This is a genomic window from Mycolicibacterium sp. XJ870 (genome assembly GCF_053483975.1).
The window spans coordinates 154,052-179,709 of the sequence record NZ_JBEFTI010000004.1 but is presented as its reverse complement, the minus strand read 5'-3'; the positions used below and the strand labels follow the sequence as shown (position 1 = coordinate 179,709).

The following is a 25,658-nucleotide window of genomic DNA, read 5'->3' as shown; positions in this document are numbered from 1 at the left end:
CGATACCTTCAGGCCATTCCGATTCGAATGTTCTTGATCTGCAGGAACTCCTGCAACCCATCGATGCCACCGGTGCGACCGAAACCGCTCTGCTTGTAACCGCCGTACGGACCTTGCGGCGCGATGTCACTGAAGGTGTTGATCCACACCGACCCGGATTCCAGCGCTCTGGCCACACTGTGCGCACGGTGTAGATCCCGGGTGTGCACGAACGCATTGAGGCCGTACACCGTGTCGTTGGCGAGTCGCACCGCGTCGGCGTCGTCGCTGAACCTGATGATCGACACGACCGGGCCGAAGGTTTCGGTCTGCGCCAGCGCCGAGGTGTTGTCGACATTTCCCAGGACGGTCGGCTCGACGTAGAAACCCTGCGCGAGTGCACCTTCGATGCGTCGCCCGCCGGTCAGCAGCTCCCCGGCGCGACTGCTGACGGCCTCGTCGACCGCGTTGAGGATGCGCCCGACAGCCGGCTCGCTGATGACCGGCCCGAATGTGACTGCGGGATCGAAGGGGTCACCCACCGTCGCCGAGCCGATAACCGCGAGGAACTTCTCGACGAACGTGTCGTACACCGAATCGTGCACCAACACGCGGCTCGCGCACGCACAGCTTTGTCCGGACTGCATGAGCGGACCCTGATGTGCGGATAGCATCGCAGCCCGATCGAGGTCGGCGTCGGCGAAGATGATGTTGGCCGATTTCCCGCCGAGTTCCGCCACGACCGGGGTGAGGTTGTCGGCCGCCGCCTTGATGACCGAGCGAGCCGTCGTACCGCCCCCGGTGAAGTGGACCTTCCGGATCCCCGGGTGCCGCACCAGCGCATCGCCGCCTTCGGCGCCGGCGGGCACGATGTTGACCAGTCCCGGCGGCAGCCCGGCTTGCAGGCACAGTTCGCCGAACCGAAGCGCGGCGAACGGCGCGAGCTCGGAAGGCTTGAACACCACCGCATTTCCCGCGGCGAGCGCCGGGGCCACACAGGAACCCGCGACCGCCAGAGACCCGTTCCACGGTGCGATGACACCGACGACTCCATACGGCTCGCGTTCGACGAGGTTGATGTCGAACGAGCCGTTGACCGGTGTGCTCGAACCCTGTGCCTTGTCGACGTACCCGGCGAAATGACGCAGGAAGCGCTCGAGCAGCATCGCCGTACCCGCATAGGAGATCGGCACGGCGTAGTCGTGGACGTTGAGCGCGGCCAACTCGTCGAGGTGATCGTGGACCACGTCGGCCAGATCGATCAGGCGATCGCGGCGCACGTCGACCGTCAGTGCCATCCACTCCCGCTGGGCATCTCGCGCCGCACTCACGGCGCGATCGATTTCTGCGGCGCCGGCCAGAACAACAGTGGCGTTCGGCAGGCCGGTCGCCGGATAGATGTGCTGGTGCGATGCCCCGGAGGTCGTGATCCGGTCGCCGCCCACCAACAACCCGACCGGCTCGCTCACTGAACCGGGCAGCAGTGTCGCCGTCACGACGCCTCCCCGTCCTTCTCGGCAGACCATTCGGCCAGCACGCGCTGCTTCTGCTCACCGATCACCTGGTTGAGGTGCGACGCCTTCGGCCAGCCGTAGTAGGCCGCGAAATGCAATGCCAACTCGTCCATTTCGTCGAACGACAGATGACGGCTCTTCAGCGCGGCGTACACGTGGCTCAGGATCGGATACGGCGCGTCCTGAAACGCCACGCACGCCACCGTGACCAACCGGCGTTCCTTCATCCCGAGATCCGGCCGCAGCCACATCTCGCCGAACACGAAGTTGAGGATTCCCGCGCCCTGAAAGGGGTTGTCGCGGGTGGGCGCGTACTCCAGGCAGTTGATGTCTTTGAACGACTGCTCGCCGACGGCCAGGCGGGCCTCCGGGTCACTTGGGGTGGGCAACGGCAGCAGCGGTTGCGGCGGCGGCACCGCTTGGCCCCGCTCGCGGTGAATGCGCTCCCACTGCTCGTCGACGACCATGTTGAACCTCGACGCTTTCGGCCACCCGCCGTACACGGCGAAATGCAGGACCGTTTCCTGCATCTCGGCAATGCCCACGTCGCCGCTGTTGAGTGCGGCGTACACGTGGTCGCGCAGCGGAGCTTCGGCATCTGCGGCCGCCACACACGGCAGGGTGACGAACCGGCGATCCCGCCGGCTCAGCACCGGACGCTGCCACACGTCGGCGAACACGAAGTCCAGCATGCTCGCCGTCGCCGGCGAATTGTCCTCCGGCGGCGCGAAGGTCATCACATCGGTGAAGGCCTGGCGCCCGCGTTCGAGCCGATCGGCATCAATGAGTGTCATCGGATCGTCACTCCGGCGTCGACCTTGAATTCCAGCCCTGTCACGTACCGCGACTCGTCGGAGATCAGGAACAGTACGGCGTTGCTGATGTCGATCGCCTCGGCCATCACTATCGGCATCGCATTGCCGAAGATCGGGGCCAGGTCGGGGCGCTTCTCGGCCAGCAGAGTGTGCAGCGAGTCCGGACGCATCCCGGTTTCCACTCCGGTGGGATGCACGGTGTTAACTCGAACATTCACTGCCGCAAGCTCATTGGCGAGCGCCTTGCTCATACCGACGACACCGTGTTTCGACGCGGTGTAGGGCGTGTGCAGCGGAGTGCCCTTGATGCCGGCCGCCGAACTGATGTTGACCAGACTGCCGCCACGTTCGACCAGGTGGGGCAGCGCGGCGGCGCAGGTGTTCCAGGTGCCGATGAGGTTGACGTCCACGACGGTGCGCCACTGCTCGGTCGTTGTGGTGTCCCATGTTCCCGCCGTCAGCACCCCGGCATTGGCCACCGAGGCGTCCAACCCGCCGAGTTCGGCGACGCCGGCGTCGACGGCGGCCGCCAGTGCCGCAGCGTCGCGGACATCGACCACAGCGGTGATCGCCCGGCGGCCGTGCTTCTCGACCAGCCGCGCCGTCTCATCGAGATCGTCGATGGTGGCCAGCGGGTATTCCACTTCTGGCAGCGACTCGCAGATGTCGACCAGGATGAGATCGGCGCCCTCCTCGGCCAACCGCACCGCATGGCTTCGGCCCATACCCCGTGCCGCGCCGGTGATCAGTACACGCTTGCCGGCAATCCGTCCCGTGCTCATAATTTGTTGCAGAATCCGGCGTCGACCGGGAAGGCAACCCCGGTCACGAACTTGGCCGCATCGGAGACCAGGTAGGCGATCGCCGAGCTGATGTCTTGCGGCTCAAGCAGTTCCACGGGCATCGGGTTCTGCAGGTGCGGGCCGCCGTCGGGGTAGTGCTCAAGGAAAGCCGTCATGGCCGGGTTCACGGCCATCATCGTGTTGACCGCAGTCGGATGGACCGTATTGACCCGAATACTGTATGGCGCAAGTGCATTGGCGAGCGTGCGCATCAATCCGACGATGCCGTGCTTGGAGGCCGCATAGCCCAAGCCGCCACCCTGCATGCCCCCGAAGCCTTTAAGGCCGGCAGTCGAACTCGTGAAGACGATTGCCCCACCGTGTTCCCCGGCGATCAGATGCGGAATGGCGGCCTTTGCGGTGTGGAAGGAGCCGACCAGGTTGACGTCAATGGCGGCGGTCCACATGTCGAGGTCTTCTTCGATGCTGACCTCGCGGAACGCCGTCGGCGCGATACCCGCGTTGGCGCACACGATGTCCAGGCGGCCGAAGTGCTCGACCCCGGCGTCCAGAGCGGCCTTCAACGCATGGAAGTCGCGCACGTCGGCGACCGAGCCCAGCATCTTGCCGCCCGCCGCTTCGACCAGAGAGATCGTCTCGTCCAATTCTTCCCGCGTGGCCATGGGGTAACCGTTGGCGGCGATGTCGGCACAGATGTCGACGCCGATCACGTCGGCGCCGTCCGCGGCCAGTCGGATCGCGTGGCTGCGGCCCTGCCCGCGCGCCGCGCCCGTGATGAAGGCGACCTTGCCGTCCAAAGAACCCATTGATCCTCGCTTCGTTGCGTAGGCCACACCGTCGACCGGTGCACCGAGTAACTGCGTTACAGCCGGTACAGTAACCAAGTTACTCAAGGAGGGCAAGGGTGCGGGGGCGATGACATGACCGGCGCAGGCAGTAGTACCGAGACCAGCCAGACGGATGACCGGCTGCTCGGTGTAGTCGTCGAGCTCCTCGAGACACAGGGCTACGACGCGGTTCAACTGCGCGAAGTCGCTCGCCGCGCGCGCATTTCGCTGGCGACGATCTACAAGCGGTATCCCACCCGCGACGACCTGATCCTCGCCGCACTCGAAGAATGGGTGGACAAGAACCGGTATTCCGGCGTCAGCCCGCACACGCGCGCTCCTGAAATGACGCTGCACTCGGCACTGATGGACTTGTTCCGGACCATCTTCGAACCCTGGGAGCAACACCCCGGCATGCTGACCGCGTATTTCCGGGCAAGGTCCTCACCCAAGGGGCAGCAGCTCTTTCGTCGGGGGGTGGATATCGTCGCCCCGGCCGGGCTGGAGTTGCTCGCAGGCGTCGACGACGAATTCATCGCCAACTTCGACGCCATCATCTCCAGCGTCGTCTACGGATTGCTCGGCCGGTTCGTCGCAGGCGAAATCGCCAGCACCGACATCCTTCCGATACTCGACCGCACCGTCTATTGGCTCACCAAAGGCTACGAATCAACCCGGCAGGGTTGAGGTCAGGTGCGACGCTGACGCGCGATCTCCGCGAGCACCACGCCGGCCGCCACCGAGGCGTTCAGCGACTCGGTCGGACCCGCCATCGGAATCGACACCACCGCATCGCAATTCTCCCGCACCAGCCGCGAGAGTCCCTTGCCCTCCGAGCCGACCACCACGACCATCGGCCCGGTGCCGTCAAGGTCGTCGAGCACGGTATCTCCGTCGGCATCCAGTCCGACCACCCGCAGACCGGCGTCGGCCAAACTCTTCAGCGTCCGGGTCAGATTCGTCGCCCGCGCCACCGGCACCCTGGCCGCCGCGCCTGCACTCGTGCGCCAGGCCACCGCGGTCACCGAGGCCGAACGGCGCTGCGGGATCACCACACCGTGACCGGCGAAGGCTGCCACCGAACGCACGATCGCGCCCAGGTTACGTGGGTCGGAGATGTTGTCGAGCGCCACCAGCAACGCGGGTGCAGCGTCGGCCTTGGCCGCGGCCAGCAGGTCGTCCGGGTGCGCGTAGGCGTACGGCGGCACCTGTAGTCCGAGGCCCTGGTGCAGCGCGTTCGAGCTCATCCGGTCCAGGTCGGTGCGTGGCACCTCCAGGATCGAGATTCCGCGGTCCGCGGCGATCTGGACGGACTCGGTGACCCGCTCGTCGGCATCGGTGCCCAGCGCGACATACAACGCGGTGGCAGGCACCTTCGCGCGCAGGCATTCCAGCACCGGGTTGCGCCCGAGCACCAACTCGGTTTCGTCAGTCTTCTTCGGGCGCCCCTGCTGCTTGCGCGCCGTCCTTGCAGCCTTCTTGGCCGCCGGATGATGGGGCCGCTCGTGCGCAGGCGGGGTCGCGCCCCGGCCTTCCAGACCTCGACGACGGACACCGCCGGAGCCGACGGTCGGGCCCTTCTTCGTCCCGGGTTTGCGGACTGCGCCGCGCCGCTGAGAGTTGCCTGCCATTTATGTATCCCCGTCCAGGAGTGCCCATTGCGGGCCATCGGTCGTGTCGGTGACCTCGATGCCGGCTTCCTTGAGCCGATCCCGGATCGCGTCGGCGGCTGCCCAGTCCCGCTTCTCGCGGGCTTCGGTTCGGCTGGTCAGTGCCCACTGCACCAGTACGTCGACGGCGGCCAGCGCGGCCGAGGTCTCGTCCCGCGACTCCCAGCGTTCGTCGAGAGGATCGCAGCCGAGAATGCCCATCATCGATCTGATCGAGGAGGCCTGCAGCATTGCGCCGTCGTGATCACCAGCGTCGAGTGCCCGGTTGCCCTCGGCGCGCGCGGCGTGCACCTCGGCAAGCGCGATCGGCACCGACAGATCGTCGTCGAGCGCCGCCGTGAACTTCGGGGTCCAGTCACCGACCACGACACCACCCACGCGGTTACGCACCCGGTGCAGAAAGTCCTCGATGCCGCTGTATGCCTTGACCGCATCCTGCAGCGCCGTCTCGGAGAACTCGAGCATCGACCGGTAGTGCGCGCTGCCCAGGTAGTAGCGCAGCTCGGCGGCCCGAACCCGTTGCAGCACAGCGGGAATCGACAGCACGTTGCCCAGCGACTTGCTCATCTTCTCGCCGCCCATGGTGACCCAGCCATTGTGCAGCCAGTACCGCGCGAAGCCGTCCCCGGCGGCGACCGCCTGGGCGATCTCGTTCTCATGGTGCGGGAACACCAGATCCATGCCGCCGGCGTGGATGTCGAATTCGGCACCGAGATACGCCTCGCACATCGCGACGCATTCGGTGTGCCAGCCGGGCCTGCCACGTCCCCACGGCGTCGGCCACGACGGCTCGCCGGGTTTGGCGCCCTTCCACAGCGTGAAATCACGCTGATCGCGCTTGCCGGTCGCGGCGCCCTCGCCCTGGTGCACATCGTCGATCCGGTGGCCGGACAGCCGCCCGTAGTCAGGCAGGCTCAGCACGTTGAAGTAGACGTCGCCGCCGGCCGCATAGGCGTGGCCTTTGTCGATGAGACGCTCGATGAGCTCGGTCATCTGAGTGATGTGTCCGGTGGCGCGGGGCTCGGCCGACGGCGGCAATACCCCCAGTGCCTCGTAGGCGGCGGTGAAGGCCCGCTCGTAGGTGGCGGCCCATTCCCACCACGGCCGGCCCGCGTCGGCGGCCTTGTTGAGGATCTTGTCGTCGATATCGGTGACGTTGCGGATGAATGCGACGTCGTAGCCGTTGGCGGTCAGCCAGCGGCGCAACACATCGAACGCGACCCCGCTACGGACGTGCCCGATGTGCGGCAGACCCTGAACAGTCGCGCCGCAGAGGTAGATGGAGGCGTGCCCCGGCCGCAACGGCACGAAATCACGCACGGCACCCGCCATGGTGTCGTACAGCCGCAGGCGATCGGTCACGACGTGCCAGCTTACCGGGCTATTCGGCAGGAATTAGCAATGCGGTGGCTATGGCGGCTATTCCTTCGCCCCGACCGGTCAGTCCGAGCCCGTCGGTGGTCGTCGCCGACACCGATATCGGTGCACCCACCAGTTCTGAGAGCAGCCGCTGGGCCTCTTCTCGGCGCGGCCCTATCTTCGGCCGGTTTCCGATTACCTGGACCGCCGCGTTGCCGACGTGATAACCTGCGGCCTGCACCAATTCTCGGACGTGGCGCAGCATGTCGGCGCCGCTGACACCGCGCCACTGGGGCCTGCCGGTGCCGAACACCGAACCGAGATCGCCCAACCCGGCCGCACTGAGCAGCGCATCGCACAAGGCGTGGGCCGCGACGTCACCGTCGGAGTGGCCGGCGCAGCCGTCGGCGTCCTCGAATTCCAGGCACAGCAGCCAACACGGCCGGCCCGCTTCGATCGGATGTACGTCGGTGCCCAGCCCGACCCTTGGAATGCTCGCGATACTCACCCGCGACCCGCCAGGATTGCCTCTGCCAGCAGAAGGTCCATTCCAGTGGTGATCTTGAAGGCCAGCGGATCGCCGTCGACGATCTGTACCTGGGTCCCGAGCTGCTCGACAAGCGAGGCGTCATCGGTCACCCACCCCGCACCGTCCCGCTCGTAGGCGCGGCGCAGCACGTCGGCGTGGAAGCCCTGGGGGGTCTGAACGGCACGCAATCCGGCCCGCTCCGGTGTCCCGAGCACCACGCCGTTGGCGTCGACCGCCTTGATGGTGTCGGCAACCGGAAGGCCGGGAACGACAGCGGCATGCCCCGCCGCAAGCGCCTCTACCACCCGAACAATGAGGGCGGGCGGCGTCAACGCCCTCGCGGCGTCGTGAACGAGAATGAACTCGGCGTCTCCGGCGACTTCGAGCGCCAGGGCGACCGACTCGGTGCGATCGGCACCACCGGCCACGATCTCGGCGTCGCCGCCGATGACAAGTTTCGACTCATCGGTGAGCGCAGGTGGCACCGCGATTACGATCCTGTCGATCACGCCTGAGGCACGTAGCCCCGACAGAGCATGCTCCAGCAGGGGTTGTCCGGCTAGATTGACGAATGCTTTCGGCCTACCCGCGCCGAGCCGCTCTCCAGAGCCGGCCGCCGGGACGACGGCAACCGTTGCCACAGTTCGTCAGGACGCGGCGGCCAGAACCTCGTCGAGGATGGTCGACGCCTTGGCGTCATCGGTGTTCTCTGCCAGTGCCAGCTCACCGACCAGGATCTGCCGGGCCTTGGCCAGCATCCGCTTCTCGCCTGCGGACAGGCCACGTTCCTGATCCCGACGCCACAGGTCGCGAACGACCTCGGCAACCTTGTTCACGTCACCGGAGGCCAGCTTCTCCAAGTTGGCCTTGTAGCGACGCGACCAGTTGGTCGGCTCTTCGGTGTGCGGCGCGCGCAGCACCTGGAATACCTTGTCGAGACCTTCCTGGCCGACGACGTCACGAACACCGACATACTCGGCGTTGTCTGCGGGTACTCGTACGGTCAGATCCCCTTGGGCGACCTTCAGGACGAGATATTCTTTCTGCTCGCCTTTGATAGTCCGGGTTTCGATCGCCTCGATCAACGCAGCACCGTGGTGTGGATAGACGACGGTGTCTCCGACCTTGAAAATCATCTGATTCGAGCCCCTTTCGCTACTCCATGCTAACACGGGCCTGGATCACACGCGCACCAACTGCGCAGGTCAGGGGCACTGCAGGTGAAGAGTAGGGGTTGACATGGTGACGAAACCGTGCAACCACACCACCTTTGGTGAGCTCGAAAGCGACCGCCGCGCAAACTCGTTGAGAGCGGTTTCCGGCCCTTGCCAAGCCCTCGCATTCCGCCCACCACCGCGACCTACTACTGTGCATAGTCGAAGAACGGGAACCCAGTTCAGGAGGCTTGAGTGAACCGTTTCACATTCCGCGCCTCGGCCGGTCTGGCCGCGTGCGGCCTGGCTGCCGCCGTTGCACTCACCGGATGCGGTGCCGGGCAAGTCTCCCAGACAGCCACCCAGGAGCCTGCGGTCAACGGCGTCAACGCACAGGCCGGCCAGGTCTCGCTGCGCAACGTCCACCTGCGCGCGCCGCAAGAGGGTGACTACGTCCAACCGGGCTCGCCGGTCGAGCTACTTTTCGTGGCGGTCAACGACTCGTCCGAAGGCGACAACAAGCTGGTGTCGATCACGTCCGACATCGGGGAGGTGAGCCTGACCGGTGACGGCACCGTGCCCGCCGACGGAGTCCTGCTGGTGGGCGAACCCGATGGCCAGTTGGCATCGGTCGAGCGCACCGAGGCCGTGACGGCCGAGGTGACACTGACCAAGCCGATTTCCAACGGCCTGCTCTACGACTTCACATTCAACTTCGAGAACGGTGAGACCACCGTTTCCGTGCCGATCTCGGCGGGCGAGACGCCGCGACGCGACAAGTCCGGCGAGACCCAAGAGGCCGAGGGCGGCGACACGGGCGGCCATCACTGACGTACTGATCGGTGAAGTGTCGGTGTCAGCCGATACTGTCACGACGTGGCCGGTTCGAAAGTACGTTCGCAGTACCGCTGCTCGGAATGTGAGCATGCCACCCCGAAGTGGGTTGGCCGCTGCGCGAATTGCGGCACCTGGGGCACCGTCGACGAGGTAGCCGTGCTGGCTTCGGTCGGCGGCGCGGCCCGCCGATCGGTGGCTCCCACCTCCCCCGCCGTCCCGATCACCTCGATCGACCCGGGCATCACCCGGCACTATTCGACCGGGGTCAGTGAACTGGACCGCGTGCTCGGCGGTGGATTGGTGGCGGGTTCGGTCACGCTGCTGGCGGGCGATCCCGGCGTCGGCAAGTCCACGTTGCTGCTCGAGGTCGCCAACCGATGGGCGCACACCGGCAGACGTGCGCTCTACCTGTCCGGTGAGGAGTCCGCGGGCCAGATCCGGCTGCGCGCCGAACGCACGGGCTGCACGCACGACGAGGTGTATCTGGCGGCCGAATCCGACCTCCAGATCGCGCTGGGTCACATCGACGAGGTGAAGCCGAGCCTCGTCGTGGTCGACTCGGTGCAGACGATGTCCACCACCGAGGCCGACGGCGTCACCGGCGGGGTGACACAGGTTCGCGCGGTGACTACGGCACTCACCGGCCACGCGAAGATGGCCGTCGGAGACCCGGCGGTGGCGATGATCCTGGTCGGCCACGTCACCAAGGACGGTGCCATCGCGGGCCCGCGGTCGTTGGAGCATCTCGTGGATGTGGTGCTGCACTTCGAAGGGGACCGCGCCTCGACGCTGCGGATGGTGCGCGGCGTGAAGAACAGGTTCGGCGCCGCCGACGAAGTGGGTTGTTTTCAGTTGCACGACAACGGAATCGAGTGTGTGAGCGATCCGTCCGGGCTGTTTCTGGATCAGCGGCCCGTCGCCGTTCCGGGTACCGCGGTGACGGTGACGATGGACGGCAAACGCCCGATGATCGGCGAAGTGCAGGCGCTCGTCGCGTCCCCGACGGGCCCGCCGCGGCGGGCCGTCAGCGGTATCGACTCGGCCCGCGCCGCCATGATCGGCGCGGTGTTGCAGACCCGATGCGGCCTGCCGATCGGCGCCAACGACCTCTACCTGTCCACCGTCGGCGGCATGCGGCTCACCGACCCCTCCTCGGATCTGGCCGTGGCGCTGGCCATCGGCTCGGCCTACCTCGACGTGGCCATGCCGATGAACGCTGTGGCGATCGGCGAGGTGGGCCTGGCCGGCGATCTGCGACGGGTCACCGGCATGGACCGCAGGCTGGCCGAGGCGGCCCGGCTCGGCTTCACCTGCGCAGTGGTGGCGCCGGGGATTAGCTCGGTACCGGCCGGGTTGCGGGTCATCACCGTCGACAACATCGGGGCGGCATTGCGGGCCCTCAAGGAGATCAGCGAGAATTTGCGACAATAACGGCCAACCCTAGGAGGCCTGATGGCCGTGAAGTCCGGCGGCAGAACAGGCCGCACCGTCGTGCACCTGGCCCGACCGACGTTGCGGGAAACCCTGGGCCGACTCGCCCCGGGCACACCGCTGCGCGACGGCTTGGAGCGGATTCTGCGTGGCCGCACCGGCGCACTGATCGTGCTGGGGTACGACGACAGCGTCGAGTCCATCTGCGACGGCGGGTTCGCCCTCGATGTCCGCTATGCCCCCACCCGGCTGCGCGAGCTGTCCAAGATGGACGGCGCGGTGGTGCTGTCCAGCGACGGCAGCCGCATCGTGCGGGCCAACGTCCAACTCGTGCCGGACCCGTCGATCCCCACCGACGAATCGGGCACCCGCCACCGTTCGGCCGAGCGCACCGCGATCCAAACCGGCTATCCGGTGATATCGGTGAGCCACTCGATGAGCATCGTGACGGTGTACGTCGCCGGCGAGCGCCATGTGGTGCCCGATTCGGCGACCATCCTGTCGCGGGCGAATCAGACCATCGCCACCCTGGAGCGCTACAAAGGCAGGCTGGATGAGGTCAGCAGGCAGCTGTCGACCGCCGAGATCGAGGACTTCGTGACGTTGCGGGACGTCATGACGGTGGTGCAGCGCCTGGAGATGGTGCGCCGCATCAGCTTGGAGATCGACGCCGACGTGGTCGAGCTCGGCACGGACGGCCGTCAGCTCAAGCTTCAGCTCGATGAACTGGTCGGCGACAATGACGAAGCGCGTGAACTGATCGTGCGGGATTACCACGCCAACCCAGACCCGCCGACAGCGGCTCAGGTCAGCGCCACGCTCGACGAGCTGGACGCCCTGACCGACAACGAGCTGCTCGACTTCACCACGCTGGCAAGAGTTTTCGGGTATCCGTCGACCGCCGAAGCTCAGGACTCCGCGATGAGCTCACGTGGCTACCGGGCGATGGCGGGCATTCCGCGGCTGCAGTTCGCCCACGTCGACCTGCTGGTCCGCTCGTTCGGGTCCCTTCAGGGACTGCTCGCGGCCAGTTCCGACGATCTGCAATCGGTAGAGGGCATCGGGTCGATGTGGGCCCGGCACATCCGCGAAGGGCTCTCCCTGCTCGCCGAGTCGACAATCGCCGACCGGCTCGCCTGACCGGCCGTCAGTTACCCGCAACCGGGCCCGGGGCGACCGGGGCACCGCCAGGCGGCGGGCCGGGATGCTGGGCGGCATCGGCCAGGGCGAATGGCACCGACGCGGATCTCAGATTGCCCAACTGGACTATCAGGTTGTAGGTGCCCGGGCCGATCGGCTCTCGGGGCAGCGGGCACTGCGGCGCCGAACCCATCCCCGTCCAGGTCACCTCGGTGGTCACCTGCTCACCCGGGTTGAACGTCTTCACCAGGGTTTCGTTTGACGGTGCGCAGTCCAGGTTGGACCACAGCCGGGTGTTGTCCAGCGAGTACACATATGCGGCGAGCACCGCGGCACCGACGTCGCGCTGGCAGGCCACCAGACCGATGTTGGTGACCACCATGGTGAACTTCGGCTGCTCCCCGACGACATACTGGGGTTGGCTCGTGATGCCCTTGACGGCCAGGGTCGAATCCGGGCAGTCGTCGCCCTCCTTGAGAACCGGAGGTGGCGTCACCGCGGCGGTCGGAGTCGGCGTCGGCGCTGGAGCCTGCTGCGCCGGCGGCACCACCGGCGTCTTGACCTCAGGGTTCTCCCCCGGCAACGGGGTTGGCGGGGCGGCGGTGGCGGTCGGCTTGTCTGCGGACGTGGTCTCGGCGCCCGAGCCGCTGGTCACGATCAGCGCGACGATCGCGGCGATGACCCCCACGACGACGACCGCCAGTCCGATGGCCAGCGCCCTGCGCCGCCGGTAAATTTCCGGGGGCAGGGGGCCCTGAGGTTCCAGATCCAACACGACTTTCACGGTAAGCCCAGGTCATCCCCAGTTGCCCCAGGCGCCCCGGCGTGTCGCAGGTGAGCTTATGCGGCGGATTCCCCGATATCGCCCAGATGGCTGCGCAACTCCACCCTTCCGTCGGCCAGATGGTAAGTGGCGCCGACGATGGCCTGGGTGCCCGCGGAAAGGCCGCTGGCGATGGCCGACGAGCGCATCTGCAGCTGCGCGACGGTCTCCTTGACGTGCCAGGCCTCGAACTCGTCGACACGGGTGAGCCCGGCATGCCGGCCCATCAGGATCGACGGGGTCACCCGCTCCACGATGTCGCGCACGTAGCCGCCGGGCACCTGACCGTCGTCCAGTGCGGTGATCGCCGCCTTGACCGCGCCGCAACTGTCATGGCCCAGCACCACGATCAGCGGCACTTCGAGGATCGACACCGCGTATTCGATCGAGCCGAGCACCGCGTTGTCGATGACGTGGCCCGCAGTGCGCACCACGAACATGTCACCCAGGCCCTGGTCGAACAGGATCTCCGCGGCAACCCGGCTGTCACCGCAGCCGAACACCACCGCCGTGGGCTTCTGCGCGTGCCGAAGGCTGGCTCGACGTGCGATGTCCTGGCTGGGATGTTGGGGCTCGCCGGCGACGAAGCGCTCGTTACCCTCCTTGAGTGCCTTCCATGCGGCCACTGGATTCGAATTGGGCATGCCAGCCATTCTGCCCGAGCCTCAAATGAGCATCGAGCCGGGCGAACTCCTGCGCTGGTACGGGCATGCGCAGCGCGATCTGCCGTGGCGGCGCCCAGAGGTCACGCCGTGGCAGATTCTGGTCAGCGAGTTCATGCTCCAGCAGACCCCGGTGGCCCGGGTGGAGCCGATCTGGCTGGCCTGGATCGACCGCTGGCCGACGCCGTCGGCCACTGCCGCCGCAGGTCCTGCCGAAGTGCTGCGCGCCTGGGGCAAGCTGGGCTACCCGCGACGGGCGAAACGGCTGCACGAATGCGCTCAGATCGTCGCGGACCACCACGGCGACGTGGTGCCCTCGGACGTCGAAACACTGCTGACGCTTCCCGGCATCGGCGCCTACACGGCGCGGGCAGTGGCCTGCTTCGCCTATGCCGCCGGCGTGCCGGTGGTCGACACCAACGTGCGTCGAGTCGTCGCCAGGGCGGTGCACGGCAGGGCTGATTCACCGCCCAGCGCGCGCGACCTGGATGACGTCGCCGCCCTGCTGCCGAAAAGCACTGATGCGCCTACATTTTCAGCAGCGCTGATGGAGTTGGGCGCGACAGTGTGCACCGCGCGGGCGCCGCGGTGCGGCAACTGCCCACTGAGCCACTGCCAATGGCGTTCGGCGGGCTATCCGGCAAGCACCGTCGCAAGGCGGGTGCAGCGGTACGCGGGTACCGATCGTCAGGTCCGCGGAAAGCTGCTGGACGTGTTGCGCGACAACAGCTCCCCAGTCACTCGCGCGCAGCTGGACGTGGCGTGGCTGACCGACACCGCGCAACGCGACCGGGCGCTGGATTCACTTCTCATAGACGGGCTGGTCGAGCAGACCGCCGACGGCCGGTTCGCGCTTGCGGGCGAAGGTGACGATGCAGGCGACGGAGGAGCCCGCTGAGGAACCGAGCATCCCACCCCGAAGGTGACGATGCAGGCGACGGAGGAGCCCGCTGATCAGGCGGTGGCCTCCGCTGTCTCGGATACATCACCGGCGCAGGCGAATCGGCGGCGATAGTCGGACGGCGTCACGCCGATGACGCGCCGGAAGTGGTGGCGCAGCAGCGTCGCCGTGCCGAATCCGGCCTGGCCGGCAATCCAGTCGATGTCCAGGTCGGTCTCCTCCAGCAACCGCCGGGCGTACAGCACCCGCTGATCGGTGATCCATTGCATCGGCGTGGTGCCCGTCTCCTCGACGAAGCGGCGCGCGAAGGTGCGGGTCGACATCGCCGCCCGCCTGGCCAGGGTCGCCACCGTGTGCGGCTTGTCCAGGTTGCCGACGATCCAATCCAGGTGCGGTGCAAAGCGTTCCGAACATCGAATCGGGATCGGCTGGTCGATGAACTGCCGTTGGCCGCCGTCCCGCTGTGGTGGGACCACCATGCGGCGGGCAATCTTGTTGGTCACCTCGCTGCCCAGTTCCCGACGGACCAGATGCAGGCACGCGTCGATGCCCGCCGCGGTGCCTGCACTGGTGATCAGATTGCCGTCGTCGACGAACAGCACGTTGCGGTCCACCTTTGCGGTCGGATACATCCTCGCCAGTTCATCGGCGTGCATCCAGTGCGTGGTGCAGGGCCTGCCGTCCAGGAGGCCGGCCGCACCGGCCAGGAAGGCACCCGAGCACACGGTCAGGATGATCGACCCGGCATCGGCGGCAGCCCGCACCGCCGCCAGCGCCTCGGGCAGGTAATCGGTTCCGGCTATCGCCGGGATCGCCACCAGGTCAGCGCCGACCAGATCGTCGAGGCCGTGATCGGGCGTGATCGTCGCACCGACCGAAGTCCGCACTGGTTTACCCGGTTCCGGGCCGCAGACCTTGAAGTCGAAGTTCGGCACACCATCGGCGGACCGGTCGATCCCGAAGACCTCACAGATCACCCCGAACTCGAAAACCGCGAGCCCATCGAGCACCAACGTCGATACGCTTCTAACCATGGCAGTATTTTACTGCAAGGTGTCTGCGCGGCCACTGTTGGCGGGATATAACCGCCACAACAATTACTGCCATGACTGTTGCACTCGCCTTGATGATCTTGGTTTCGCCGTTTGCGGTCGCCGCAGCGCTGGCCTGGGCAGCGCACCGGGGCGGCAACTTGCGAATCCAACTGGACCAGTTCCCCGATTACGACGCATCACGCACCCAACACGACCTCGACGCGATCCGCACCCGGTTCGAACACGACCCGGTCTGGCCATCGGCCGGGGTGCTAGGTGAGCGCCGTTAGGAACTGCGTGACCGCGGTTCGGTAGAGCTCGGGCTGTTCGTCATGGATCAGATGACCGGCTTCGGCGGCGTGCAAATATGTTGTCCGATAGCCGGTCTCGTCCATCCGACGCATCTGGCCCGGTGGCGCCACCGAGTTTCCTGCCTCGATCAGCAGCGTCGGCAACCGCACTGCCCGCCACTGCTCCCAGTAGTCCCGCGTCCCCCATTCGGCGGCGATGTCCAACCACCACTGCGGGTGGCCGTGTAACCGCCAGCCGGTGGCGGTCCGGTCGAACGCCTCGAGGAAGTACCGTCCCGCCACGGGACCGAATTCGTCGTAAACCTCTTGTGCCGAACCGAATTCCACCGGCAACGCATGCACCCACGGCTCCCACGGGCCGGTGGTGCGGCCCCGGAAGTCGGGAGCCATGTCCTCGACGACCACCGCGGTGACCAACTCGGGGCGGGCGCCGGCGAGGCACCATGCGTGCAGCGCACCCATCGAATGCCCGACCAGGGCCACCGGTCGCCCCAGCGCGGCCACCGCGTCGCCCAGGTCGGCGACAAAACGCTCGGTGCTGATCGGATACGGGTCGGGTACATCGCGACCGCGATGCCACGGTGCGTCGTAGGTGTACACCTCACCGAGAGCGGTAAGCCAGGGCAACTGTCGCGACCAGGTACTGCCGCGTCCCATCAAGCCGTGCACCAGCACGATGGGCTCGCCGTGACCACCGCGAGGGGTGAGGAGATCTGTGACCATGCCGTTATCTTGCCCACCTAGCACGGTAGCCTGAACGCCATGCCCGTCGTGAAGATCAACGCCATCGAGGTCCCGCCCAACGCCGGCCCGGAACTGGAGAAGCGGTTCGCGCACCGTGCACACGCCGTCGACAATCAGCCGGGCTTCCTGGGCTTCCAGCTGCTGCGTCCGGTCAAGGGCGAAGACCGCTACTTCGTGGTGACACAGTGGGAAACCGAAGAAGCATTCCAGGCCTGGGCCTCCGGTCCGGCCATCGAGGCGCACAAGGGTCAACAGGCAAACCCCGTGGCAACCGGGGCCTCGCTGCTGGAGTTCGAGGTTGTGTTGGACGTTGCGGGGCCCGGCGCTCAGGCGTAGCCCGGGTCGGGCTCTGCACCGCGCGGCCGGTCTGACGGCCATCGTCGCGGTCGCCGCAGCCCTGGCCTGTGGCTGTTCACAACGCGTTGCGCCGGCCGCCGGGGTGTCCCACGGCGCCCACATCGACACCAACACCCCACCGGGACTGCGGGCCAAGCAGACCATGGACATGCTCAACTCCGACTGGCCCATCGGCCCGATCGGCGTGCGCACCCTGGCTGCCGCCGACGAGGTCGACGAGGTCGGCACGAAGCTGGACTCGATCTGGTGGGATCGCCCGTTCCGCGTGACGTCGGTCGACATCGGCGCCGGGCAGGCCACGCTGCACGTGCTCACGTCGTACAACGTGGCGCAGGACATCGAGTTGAAGACCAACGACGCCGGATTGGTCGACGACTTCGAGATCACGCTGAAGCCGCCGGTCATCGACGACTGGTCCGACATCGACACCGAGCTGACGAAGTCCGGGGCGCGCTACTCGTACCAGGTGTCGAAGGTGACCGACGGCAAGTGCGACGTTGTCGCGGGCACCAACACCGACCTGTCGCTGCCACTGGCCTCGATCTTCAAACTCTATGTGCTGCTTGCCGTCTCCGATGCCGTGAAGGCAGGCACGGTCAAGTGGGATGACCACCTGACCATCACCAGGGAGGGCAAGAAGCTCGGCTCTGCGGGGCTGGACAAGCTGCCGCCGGGCGCGCAGATCACCGTGCGCACCGCCGCCCAGCAGATGATCTCGGCCAGCGACAACATGGCCACCGACCTGCTGATCGGACGAGTGGGCACCGGCGCGGTGGAACGTGCGCTGGTGACCGCGGGACATCACGACCCCGCGAGCATGACGCCGTTCCCGACGATGCACCAGGTGTTCTCCGTCGGCTGGGGTGAGCCGAACCTGCGCGAGCAGTGGAAGCAGGCCTCCCCGAAAGATCGGGTGCAGCTGTTCCAGCAGACCAATTCCCGCCCGTACCAACCTGATCCGAACCGCACGCACACCCCGGCATCCAACGATGGACTGGAATGGTTCGGCAGCGCGGCCGACATCTGCCGGGTGCATGCGGCACTGCAGGCGTCAGCTGTCGGCGAGGCTGCCCCCGTCAAGCAGATCCTGTCGGCGCTTCCGGGGATCGACCTGGACCCGGCGAAGTGGAACTACATCGGCGCCAAGGGCGGAAACCTGCCCGGTGACCTGACCTTCAGCTGGTACGCGGTCGACCACACCGGACAGCCGTGGGTCGTCAGCTTCCAGTTGAACTGGCCACAGTTCCGCAGCCCCACCGCAGCCGGCTGGCTGCTGTCGATCGCCAAGCGCGCGTTCGCGCTCGCGCCGATCGCCTAATTGCCACGCAACGTCCAGGCGTGCCCACGGAAATGCATCACCGTGCGGCTCAGCGGGGCAATATCGATGCGCCAGAACGATTTCGGCGGTGCATCGAGGGCGATCAGGATGGCCGCCCGGATCACCGCGGGATGCGTGACCGCGACCAGCCGTCCCCGCCGCGCAGGCAGGCTGTCCATCCAGACGCGCACCCGGTCGATGAGCTCGACGACCGTTTCACCGCCGTGCGGCGCCCGGGTCGGATCGGTCAGCCAGACGTCCAGGTCCGCCGGGAGGACCTCACTCAGCACGTCGCCGCGCCACCGCCCGCAGTCCAGGTCGGCCAATTGCGGCTCCACGGTGGCCCGCAGACCGAGTAACTCGGCGGTCTGTCTGGTGCGCTTCTCCGGCGCACAGAATGCGGCGTCGGTTAGGCCCAACTCGAATGACGCGTCGGCCTGACGGTGGCCCACCTGGCTCAGCGGTTCGTCGGTGGCGAATCGTCCAGCTGCCATGGCCTCGGTCATGGCGTGCGACACCAACGACAGCCGGACGACTTCGCTCACTGGAACTTACGCGGCAACGGTCTGCTTCTTCTCACCCAGCAGCCGCGATACCAACGCTCCGAACACCAGACCGATGGTCGCCCAGATGACCACCTGGGTGCCAAGCGAATACAGCCGGAACTCGTACAGCTCGTCGGCAGGGAAGCCGGCGAAGACGATGTTGCCGGCATCGTCGAGCAACGGCCCGGGTGTCTCGTCGGTCGCAGGCAGGATCAGGAACACCACCGCCATCGACACCACATAGTCGGCGATACCGATCAGCGTCGCGTTCCACGTCCCGAACCTGGGTGCCAGCTTGCGACCGAGCAGGACCGAGCCGACGAACAGCGCCGCCGAAACCACTACCAACAACACGTACAGCAGGGTGCGCTGCTTGATCGTTTCGTCCAGGCTGACCGCCGGCGGGTTCGGCGGGTACTTCAACGCCGGCACGATCCACAGTGAGACGAGCATGCCGCCTGCGGTCAGCGCAGCCAACGCGCGGGCCGACAGGCTGGTGCGGCCGTAGGCAACGATGAAAACGACGGCGAGTAATGCCCCCATGGCCACGCTGAATGCCAGCACGCCGAAACCCATGCCGATGTTCGACTGCACAGCGCGGGTGATCGCCGCGCCGCCTTCGCCCCCGTGGCTGTGACCGCCGTGGGCATGTGCAAGTGACTCATGCGCCGCGCCGACGCCATCCTCGAAATCGATGGCGCGGCCGATTACCGGCTCGAGGAAGATCTTCGCCCAAATGAAAGCGAGTACTCCTGCCAGGGCGCCGGCCAGGATGCCGCGCCCGATTACGTGCTTTTCCATGCGTCAGTGGCAGGGGTAGCCGAGAAGATGGCGGGCGTCGTGCACGAATTCGTGAATGTAGGTGTTATTGCCGAACACCGACGTTGCGCCCTGGTCCATGCCCACGAAGTAAAGGATCGCCAACGCCAGGAAGGCCGTCAGAGTGAGCCACACGACGGCCCTGGTGGCCGACAGATCGATCGCGGGTGCGTGGCTCTTACGAGCCTCTGGAGAAGTCATCTGTGGATCCTTTCCGGGGATCTTCGCGTCCCCGTTTAGGCGGTGACGGGCGCAGGGTCTGACTGTGCACAGTGGCGCGACCGTTCTGGATTCTCACCAGATTCCTTCGCCCGTCGCTGACAGCAGCATCCTAAGCCACGCAAAAGGCCCCCGATGGATATCGGGGGCCTTCTGACGTTGAGCTGATTACTCGCTGGCGACGCTGGGCGCACCAGCCGCACCGGCACCGGCCAGGTCCGGCTCGACGGGCTCGGCCCGCTTGGGCCCACCGACGAAGGTGAACTTGGCGTCCTCGCCCGCACCCTCGCCGTCCCAGCCTTCGACGTCGACCGTCACCATCTGACCGGGGCCGATCTCATCGAAGAGGATCTTCTCGGACAGCTGGTCTTCGATCTCACGCTGGATGGTCCGGCGCAGCGGACGAGCGCCCAGCACCGGATCGAACCCGCGCTTGGCCAGCAGCGACTTGGCCTTGTCCGTCAGCTCCATGGTCATGTCCTTGGCCTTGAGCTGCTTGGAAACCCGGCCGATCATCAGGTCGACCATCTGCACGATCTGATCGGTCGTGAGCTGGTGGAAGACGATGATGTCGTCGATGCGGTTCAGGAACTCCGGGCGGAAGTGCTTCTTCAGCTCGTCGTTGACCTTCTGCTTCATCCGCTCGTAGTTGTTCTCGCCGCCACCCTGGGTGAAGCCCAGGCCGACCGCCTTAGAGATGTCGGACGTGCCGAGGTTGCTGGTGAAGATCAGCACGGTGTTCTTGAAGTCGACCGTGCGACCCTGACCGTCGGTGAGGCGGCCGTCCTCGAGGACCTGCAGGAGGCTGTTGTAGATCTCCTGGTGTGCCTTCTCGATCTCGTCGAACAGCACCACGCTGAACGGCTTGCGGCGCACCTTCTCGGTGAGCTGGCCGCCCTCCTCGTAGCCGACGTAGCCCGGAGGGGCACCGAACAGCCGCGAGGCGGTGAAGCGGTCGTGGAACTCGCCCATGTCGATCTGGATGAGCGCGTCGTCGTCGCCGAACAGGAAGTTGGCCAGCGCCTTGGACAGCTCGGTCTTACCGACACCGGACGGCCCGGCGAAGATGAACGAGCCCGACGGCCGCTTGGGATCCTTGAGGCCGGCGCGAGTACGCCGGATGGCCTTGGAGACGGCCTTGACGGCGTCCTCCTGGCCGATGATCCGCTTGTGCAGCTCGTCCTCCATGCGCAGCAGCCGAGTGGTCTCCTCCTCGGTCAGCTTGAACACGGGGATTCCGGTCCAGTTGCCGAGCACCTCGGCGATCTGCTCGTCGTCGACCTCGGCGACCACGTCGAGGTCACCCGAACGCCACTGCTTCTCGCGCTCGGCGCGCTGCGCGACCAGGTTCTTCTCCCGGTCCCGCAGGCTGGCCGCCTTCTCGAAGTCCTGCGCGTCGATCGCAGACTCCTTCTCCCGGCGGGCGTCGGCGATCTTCTCGTCGAACTCGCGCAGGTCCGGCGGAGCGGTCATCCGGCGGATACGCATCCGGGCACCGGCCTCGTCGATCAGGTCGATGGCCTTGTCCGGCAGGAACCGGTCGTTGATGTAGCGGTCGGCCAGCGTGGCCGCCGCCACCATCGCGGAGTCGGTGATCGAGACGCGGTGGTGCGCCTCGTAGCGGTCGCGCAGGCCCTTGAGGATCTCGATGGTGTGCTCGACGGTCGGCTCCCCGACCTGCACCGGCTGGAACCGGCGCTCCAGGGCGGCGTCCTTCTCGATGTACTTGCGGTACTCGTCGAGGGTGGTGGCGCCGATCGTCTGAAGTTCGCCACGAGCGAGCTTGGGTTTCAGGATCGACGCGGCGTCGATCGCGCCCTCGGCGGCACCCGCCCCGACGAGCGTGTGCAGCTCGTCGATGAACAGGATGATGTCGCCGCGGGTGTTGATCTCCTTGAGCACCTTCTTGAGGCGTTCCTCGAAGTCACCGCGGTACCGGCTGCCGGCCACCAGCGAGCCGAGGTCAAGCGTGTACAGCTGCTTGTCCTTCAGCGTCTCGGGGACCTCGCCGTGCACGATCGCCTGCGCCAGGCCCTCGACGACGGCGGTCTTGCCGACGCCCGGCTCGCCGATCAGGACCGGGTTGTTCTTGGTACGGCGGGAGAGCACCTGCATGACCCGCTCGATTTCCTTCTCACGGCCGATGACCGGATCGAGCTTGCCCTCCATCGCGGCCGCGGTCAGGTTGCGGCCGAACTGGTCGAGCACGAGCGAGGTGGACGGGTTGCCGGACTCGCCGCCACGGCCACCGGTGCCGGCCTCTGCGGCCTCCTTGCCCTGGTAGCCGCTCAGCAGCTGAATGACCTGCTGACGCACGCGGGTCAGCTCGGCACCCAGCTTGACCAACACCTGCGCGGCGACACCCTCACCCTCACGGATCAGGCCGAGCAGAATGTGCTCGGTGCCGATGTAGTTGTGGCCGAGCTGCAGCGCTTCGCGCAGGCTCAGCTCCAGCACCTTCTTGGCGCGGGGCGTGAACGGGATGTGGCCCGACGGCGCCTGCTGGCCCTGGCCGATGATCTCCTCGACCTGGCTGCGCACGCCTTCCAGCGAGATGCCGAGCGACTCCAGCGACTTGGCCGCTACACCCTCGCCCTCATGAATAAGTCCCAACAGGATGTGCTCGGTGCCGATGTAGTTGTGGTTGAGCATCCTGGCCTCTTCTTGAGCCAGGACGACGACCCTGCGGGCACGGTCGGTGAATCTCTCAAACATCGGTGTTACCTGCTTCCATCACGTAGCGGTACAAACACACGGCACTCCGCGCGCAATACCTGCCGTCCACTCTAATGGGCGGCGCCTCCGGGCGCGGAGGTTGGCGGTCCGTTCCGCCCAGACAACCAGGGCCGTACGACACGTCGCCCGACCTGCACCCAGTGCTGCCTAACAGCAACGCCACCGGTCAACAAATCGTTTCCGGAACGGGCCCGCGCGCAGTTCGCCGCTAGCGAAAACGCCGGACCGGCTACAAAGCCCGGCCCGGCGCACTGGCAACGATCGGTTATGTTGCCGCGTGGAATGCGTCGATCACATCGGCGGGAATGCGGCCGCGGGTCGACACATTGTGTCCGTTGCGGCGTGCCCATTCGCGGATGGCCGCGCTCTGCTCGCGGTCGATGGCTCCGCGGCCACGTGCGGTGGTACCGGCCGCACGACCGCGCCGACGGCCCCCGACCCGGCGTCCGGCCTCGACCCACTGCTTCAGATCATTGCGCAGCTTCGTAGCATTCTTGGAGGAAAGGTCGATCTCGTAACTCACGCCATCGAGCCCGAATTCAACCGTCTCGTCGGCGGTGGCTTCTCCATCGAAATCGTCAACCAACGTGACGGTCACTTTTTTGGCCATTATCCCGCACCGAACCCTTCTTGCCTACGCATTGGTCACTACTTTTGAGTGTCCCGCACCTTGACCCTAATGTGCCACACAGACGCGCACTATTTCAACAACGCAGGGATCGAGCCGGTTCAGTTGCCTTGACGCCTAACAATCGGGAACAAAACTGTCTCGCGAATTGACAAGCCGGTCAAAGCCATCAACAAGCGATCGATACCCATTCCCGTTCCGGTGGTCGGCGGCATGGCGTACTCCAATGCGGCAAGGAAATCGTCGTCGAGAACCATTGCCTCGTCATCACCGGCGGCGGCCGCGCGGGCTTGCGCTTCGAACCGCTCCCGCTGGATTACCGGGTCGATGAGTTCGGAGTATCCGGTGGCCAGTTCGAATCGGCGAATGTAGAGATCCCACTTCTCGGTGACCCCGGGAATGCTGCGATGAGCGCGGGTGAGTGGGGTGGTCTCCACCGGAAAATCGCGGACGAACGTCGGCGCCCACAACTTTTCACCGACAGTGTGCTCCCAGAGTTCCTCGACCAATTTTCCGTGCCCGTAGCCGCGGTCACGGGGAATCTCAACCTCAAGAGAGTCGGCAATCTGCCACAACTTCTCGGCGGGGGTCTGCGGGGTGATCTCCTCGCCGAGGGCTTCGGACAGCGAGGGATACATTTCAAGCGTCTCCCATTGCCCGTCCAAGTCGTAGACGGTGCCATCCGGCAATGGCACCTGGCGGGTGCCGATCGCGTCGTCGGCGACCTCTTGGATAAGCTCGCGCGTGACGACCGCGGAATCGTTGTAGTCGCCGTACGCTTGATAAGTCTCCAGCATCGCAAATTCCGGCGAGTGCGTTGAATCCACGCCTTCGTTACGAAAGTTTCGATTTAACTCGAAAACCCTCTCAAAACCGCCGACGAGGCAGCGTTTGAGGAACAGTTCCGGCGCGATGCGTAGGTAGAGATCTACGTCGAGCGCGTTGGAGTGCGTGACGAACGGCCGTGCGGCGGCGCCGCCGGCCAGCGTTTGCAGCATCGGCGTCTCGACCTCGAGGAAACCCCGACGCTCCAGTGCCGACCGAACTGCACGAACCACCGCGATGCGCTGGCGCGCGACGGTGCGGGCCTCCGGTCGCACGATGAGATCGACGTAGCGCTGACGCACCCGGGCCTCTTCGCTCATTTCTTTGTGAGCAACCGGCAGCGGCCGCAAAGCCTTGGCCGCCATCTGCCAGGAATCGGCGAGAACGGACAGTTCACCGCGCTTGGAGCTGATCACTTCGCCGTGGACGAACACGATGTCGCCGAGGTCGACGTCACTCTTCCAGGCGTCGAGCGCCTCCTGACCCACCTGCGCCAGGCTGATCATCACCTGGAGCTGGGTGCCGTCACCCTCCTGCAGCGTCGCGAAGCACAGCTTGCCCGAGTTGCGGGCGAACACCACCCGGCCCGATACACCGACGATCTGACCGGTCTGGGTGTCGGCGGGCAGCTCCGGGTGGGCACTGCGCAGCTCGGCCAGTGTGTGGGTGCGCGGCACCACGACCGGATAGGGATCACGGCCCTCGGCGAGCAGCCGCTCCCGCTTGGCCTGACGGATCCGGAACTGCTCGGGGATGTCGGCCTGGGTCTGGGACGTTTCGTCACGATCGGCTGGGGTCACGAAATGCCAGCTTAAATGAATACTCGACGTGGCCGCGCTCACTACCGAGCGCGAGAACTCACCGGGCGGGTTTGAGGCGGCCGCGCTGGCTGTCGCGATTGCGTTCGTAGACCAGCCGCAGGCCGTCGAGCGTGAGGTGCGGGTCATAGTGTTCGACGGTGCGCAGATCGGGCAGGACCAGCGGGGCGGTGTAGCCGGTGGCCACCACTGCGACGTCGCTGCCCGCGAATCCGTCGACGTCTTCGCGTACCCGGTTGACCAGCCCGTCGACCAACCCGGCGAACCCGAACACCGCACCGGCCTGCATGGATTCGACGGTGTTCTTGCCTATCACCGAACGCGGCCGGGTCAACTCGACTCGGCGCAGCGCCGCCGAACGGGCCGCCGCAGCGTCCGAGGACACCTGTACCCCGGGTGCGATCGCCCCGCCGAGGAATTCGCCCTTGGCCGACACGACATCTACACAGATGGACGAGCCGAAGTCGACGACGATGGCCGCTGTCCCGTATTTGTGGTACGCCGCAAGGCAATTGACGATCCGATCAGCGCCGACCTCTTTGGGATTGTCGACAAGCAACGGGATGCCGGTACGCACCCCCGGCTCGATCAGCACGTGGGCCACCGACGGCCAGTACTGTTCGAGCATCAACCGGACCTCGTGCAGCACCGAGGGCACGGTCGACAATCCGGCGGCGCCGGTCAGCCGCTCGGAGTCGTCCCCGATGAGGCCGTCGATGGTGAGTGCCAACTCGTCGGCCGTCACCTCGGACTCGGTGCGAATCCGCCACTGCTGCGCCACCTTTGCGTGATCCCCGGTCCCGGAGATCAGCCCGACGATGGTGTGGGTGTTGCGGACGTCGATAGCGAGAAGCACGGGG

At 66.3% G+C, this 25,658-nt stretch carries 28 protein-coding genes; 8 read left to right on the top strand and 20 right to left on the bottom strand.

What is annotated here, in order from left to right; all coding sequences use genetic code 11:
• Positions 1-8: 8 nt before the first annotated feature.
• Genes ABQF30_RS18085 through ABQF30_RS18070 form a run of 4 tightly spaced genes read right to left on the bottom strand, consistent with a single transcriptional unit; the run spans position 9 to position 3,917 of the window.
• Complete coding sequence (locus ABQF30_RS18085) at positions 9-1,475, bottom strand: aldehyde dehydrogenase family protein (RefSeq protein ID WP_448466219.1); 1,467 nt, start codon at positions 1,473-1,475, stop codon at positions 9-11.
• Complete coding sequence (locus ABQF30_RS18080) at positions 1,472-2,287, bottom strand: carboxymuconolactone decarboxylase family protein (protein WP_448466217.1); 816 nt, start codon at positions 2,285-2,287, stop codon at positions 1,472-1,474. The genes ABQF30_RS18085 and ABQF30_RS18080 overlap by 4 nt, the downstream gene beginning before the upstream one ends.
• Positions 2,284-3,090, bottom strand: a complete 807-nt coding sequence (locus ABQF30_RS18075) for a mycofactocin-coupled SDR family oxidoreductase (RefSeq protein ID WP_448466215.1) — start codon at positions 3,088-3,090, stop codon at positions 2,284-2,286. The genes ABQF30_RS18080 and ABQF30_RS18075 overlap by 4 nt, the downstream gene beginning before the upstream one ends.
• Positions 3,087-3,917: a mycofactocin-coupled SDR family oxidoreductase gene (locus tag ABQF30_RS18070; RefSeq protein ID WP_448466213.1), complete on the bottom strand. Its 831-nt coding sequence runs from the start codon at positions 3,915-3,917 to the stop codon at positions 3,087-3,089. The genes ABQF30_RS18075 and ABQF30_RS18070 overlap by 4 nt, the downstream gene beginning before the upstream one ends.
• Positions 3,918-4,031: 114 nt before the next feature.
• On the opposite strand from ABQF30_RS18070, the gene ABQF30_RS18065 reads away from it, so the two are divergent.
• Positions 4,032-4,625 (top strand): TetR/AcrR family transcriptional regulator, encoded by a 594-nt coding sequence (locus tag ABQF30_RS18065; protein ID WP_448466211.1) that lies wholly within the window; start codon positions 4,032-4,034, stop codon positions 4,623-4,625.
• A 2-nt stretch (positions 4,626-4,627) separates the two neighbouring features.
• On the opposite strand, the gene rlmB is transcribed toward ABQF30_RS18065, so the two are convergent.
• The 5 genes from rlmB to carD are packed head-to-tail and all read right to left on the bottom strand — an operon-like array spanning position 4,628 to position 8,632.
• The gene (gene rlmB / locus ABQF30_RS18060; RefSeq protein ID WP_448466209.1) at positions 4,628-5,569 is read right to left on the bottom strand and encodes a 23S rRNA (guanosine(2251)-2'-O)-methyltransferase RlmB; all 942 of its coding nucleotides are present in this window, start codon (positions 5,567-5,569) and stop codon (positions 4,628-4,630) included.
• The gene (cysS, locus tag ABQF30_RS18055) at positions 5,570-6,970 is read right to left on the bottom strand and encodes a cysteine--tRNA ligase (RefSeq protein ID WP_448466207.1); all 1,401 of its coding nucleotides are present in this window, start codon (positions 6,968-6,970) and stop codon (positions 5,570-5,572) included.
• Positions 6,971-6,989: 19 nt separating this feature from the next.
• Positions 6,990-7,469 carry a 2-C-methyl-D-erythritol 2,4-cyclodiphosphate synthase gene (gene ispF, locus ABQF30_RS18050; RefSeq protein ID WP_448466599.1) on the bottom strand — a complete coding sequence of 160 codons (480 nt, stop codon included), beginning with the start codon at positions 7,467-7,469 and terminating at the stop codon, positions 6,990-6,992.
• A 2-nt stretch (positions 7,470-7,471) separates the two neighbouring features.
• On the bottom strand, positions 7,472-8,137 hold the full coding sequence (gene ispD / locus ABQF30_RS18045) for a 2-C-methyl-D-erythritol 4-phosphate cytidylyltransferase (RefSeq protein WP_448466205.1): 666 nt from the start codon (positions 8,135-8,137) through the stop codon (positions 7,472-7,474).
• Between the two features lie 6 nt (positions 8,138-8,143).
• Positions 8,144-8,632, bottom strand: coding sequence for an RNA polymerase-binding transcription factor CarD (carD, locus tag ABQF30_RS18040; protein ID WP_011892341.1), 489 nt, complete (start codon positions 8,630-8,632; stop codon positions 8,144-8,146).
• A gap of 273 nt (positions 8,633-8,905) precedes the next feature.
• Here carD and ABQF30_RS18035 point away from each other — a divergent pair, with 273 nt between their 5' ends.
• From ABQF30_RS18035 to disA, 3 genes are read left to right on the top strand one after another with little or no spacing between them, the layout of a single operon-like run.
• The gene (locus tag ABQF30_RS18035) at positions 8,906-9,481 is read left to right on the top strand and encodes a copper chaperone PCu(A)C domain-containing protein (RefSeq protein WP_448466203.1); all 576 of its coding nucleotides are present in this window, start codon (positions 8,906-8,908) and stop codon (positions 9,479-9,481) included.
• A gap of 45 nt (positions 9,482-9,526) precedes the next feature.
• A complete protein-coding gene (gene radA / locus ABQF30_RS18030) occupies positions 9,527-10,918 on the top strand; it encodes a DNA repair protein RadA (protein WP_448466201.1) in 1,392 nt (463 codons plus the stop codon).
• A 21-nt stretch (positions 10,919-10,939) separates the two neighbouring features.
• A complete protein-coding gene (gene disA / locus ABQF30_RS18025; protein WP_448466199.1) occupies positions 10,940-12,058 on the top strand; it encodes a DNA integrity scanning diadenylate cyclase DisA in 1,119 nt (372 codons plus the stop codon).
• Between the two features lie 7 nt (positions 12,059-12,065).
• On the opposite strand, the gene ABQF30_RS18020 is transcribed toward disA, so the two are convergent.
• Both ABQF30_RS18020 and ABQF30_RS18015 read right to left on the bottom strand, forming a co-directional pair.
• Entirely contained in the window at positions 12,066-12,833 is a 768-nt protein-coding gene (locus ABQF30_RS18020) for a hypothetical protein (RefSeq protein WP_448466197.1), read from the bottom strand.
• Between the two features lie 65 nt (positions 12,834-12,898).
• Positions 12,899-13,525, bottom strand: coding sequence for a carbonic anhydrase (locus ABQF30_RS18015; protein WP_448466195.1), 627 nt, complete (start codon positions 13,523-13,525; stop codon positions 12,899-12,901).
• A 25-nt stretch (positions 13,526-13,550) separates the two neighbouring features.
• On the opposite strand from ABQF30_RS18015, the gene ABQF30_RS18010 reads away from it, so the two are divergent.
• Positions 13,551-14,441 (top strand): iron-sulfur binding domain-containing protein, encoded by an 891-nt coding sequence (locus tag ABQF30_RS18010; RefSeq protein ID WP_448466193.1) that lies wholly within the window; start codon positions 13,551-13,553, stop codon positions 14,439-14,441.
• A 56-nt stretch (positions 14,442-14,497) separates the two neighbouring features.
• Here ABQF30_RS18010 and ABQF30_RS18005 read toward each other — a convergent pair whose 3' ends face one another.
• Positions 14,498-15,478, bottom strand: coding sequence for a GlxA family transcriptional regulator (locus ABQF30_RS18005; RefSeq protein WP_448466191.1), 981 nt, complete (start codon positions 15,476-15,478; stop codon positions 14,498-14,500).
• Between the two features lie 71 nt (positions 15,479-15,549).
• Here ABQF30_RS18005 and ABQF30_RS18000 point away from each other — a divergent pair, with 71 nt between their 5' ends.
• A complete protein-coding gene (locus tag ABQF30_RS18000) occupies positions 15,550-15,768 on the top strand; it encodes a hypothetical protein (protein ID WP_448466189.1) in 219 nt (72 codons plus the stop codon).
• Here the strand turns inward: ABQF30_RS18000 and ABQF30_RS17995 are convergent.
• The gene (locus ABQF30_RS17995; protein ID WP_448466187.1) at positions 15,751-16,512 is read right to left on the bottom strand and encodes an alpha/beta fold hydrolase; all 762 of its coding nucleotides are present in this window, start codon (positions 16,510-16,512) and stop codon (positions 15,751-15,753) included. The genes ABQF30_RS18000 and ABQF30_RS17995 overlap by 18 nt on opposite strands.
• Positions 16,513-16,551: 39 nt before the next feature.
• Between ABQF30_RS17995 and mhuD the strand changes: the two genes are divergently transcribed.
• Together mhuD and ABQF30_RS17985 are read left to right on the top strand one after the other, a co-directional pair.
• On the top strand, positions 16,552-16,869 hold the full coding sequence (mhuD, locus tag ABQF30_RS17990) for a mycobilin-forming heme oxygenase MhuD (RefSeq protein ID WP_448466185.1): 318 nt from the start codon (positions 16,552-16,554) through the stop codon (positions 16,867-16,869).
• Positions 16,844-18,208 (top strand): serine hydrolase, encoded by a 1,365-nt coding sequence (locus ABQF30_RS17985; RefSeq protein WP_448466183.1) that lies wholly within the window; start codon positions 16,844-16,846, stop codon positions 18,206-18,208. The genes mhuD and ABQF30_RS17985 overlap by 26 nt, the downstream gene beginning before the upstream one ends.
• On the opposite strand, the gene ABQF30_RS17980 is transcribed toward ABQF30_RS17985, so the two are convergent.
• The 7 genes from ABQF30_RS17980 to ABQF30_RS17950 all read right to left on the bottom strand — a co-directional run bounded on the left by ABQF30_RS17980 (position 18,205) and on the right by ABQF30_RS17950 (position 25,654).
• On the bottom strand, positions 18,205-18,753 hold the full coding sequence (locus ABQF30_RS17980; protein WP_448466181.1) for a histidine phosphatase family protein: 549 nt from the start codon (positions 18,751-18,753) through the stop codon (positions 18,205-18,207). The genes ABQF30_RS17985 and ABQF30_RS17980 overlap by 4 nt on opposite strands.
• 6 nt (positions 18,754-18,759) lie before the next feature.
• Positions 18,760-19,554 (bottom strand): CbtA family protein, encoded by a 795-nt coding sequence (locus ABQF30_RS17975; protein WP_448466179.1) that lies wholly within the window; start codon positions 19,552-19,554, stop codon positions 18,760-18,762.
• Between the two features lie 3 nt (positions 19,555-19,557).
• Entirely contained in the window at positions 19,558-19,773 is a 216-nt protein-coding gene (locus tag ABQF30_RS17970; RefSeq protein ID WP_448466177.1) for a CbtB domain-containing protein, read from the bottom strand.
• Between the two features lie 186 nt (positions 19,774-19,959).
• Entirely contained in the window at positions 19,960-22,506 is a 2,547-nt protein-coding gene (clpC1, locus tag ABQF30_RS17965; protein WP_448466175.1) for an ATP-dependent protease ATP-binding subunit ClpC, read from the bottom strand.
• Positions 22,507-22,792: 286 nt separating this feature from the next.
• Positions 22,793-23,137 carry a histone-like nucleoid-structuring protein Lsr2 gene (lsr2, locus tag ABQF30_RS17960; RefSeq protein ID WP_448466173.1) on the bottom strand — a complete coding sequence of 115 codons (345 nt, stop codon included), beginning with the start codon at positions 23,135-23,137 and terminating at the stop codon, positions 22,793-22,795.
• Between the two features lie 119 nt (positions 23,138-23,256).
• Positions 23,257-24,780, bottom strand: coding sequence for a lysine--tRNA ligase (gene lysS / locus ABQF30_RS17955; protein ID WP_448466171.1), 1,524 nt, complete (start codon positions 24,778-24,780; stop codon positions 23,257-23,259).
• Between the two features lie 58 nt (positions 24,781-24,838).
• Entirely contained in the window at positions 24,839-25,654 is an 816-nt protein-coding gene (locus ABQF30_RS17950) for a type III pantothenate kinase (protein WP_448466169.1), read from the bottom strand.
• Positions 25,655-25,658: the final 4 nt, after the last annotated feature.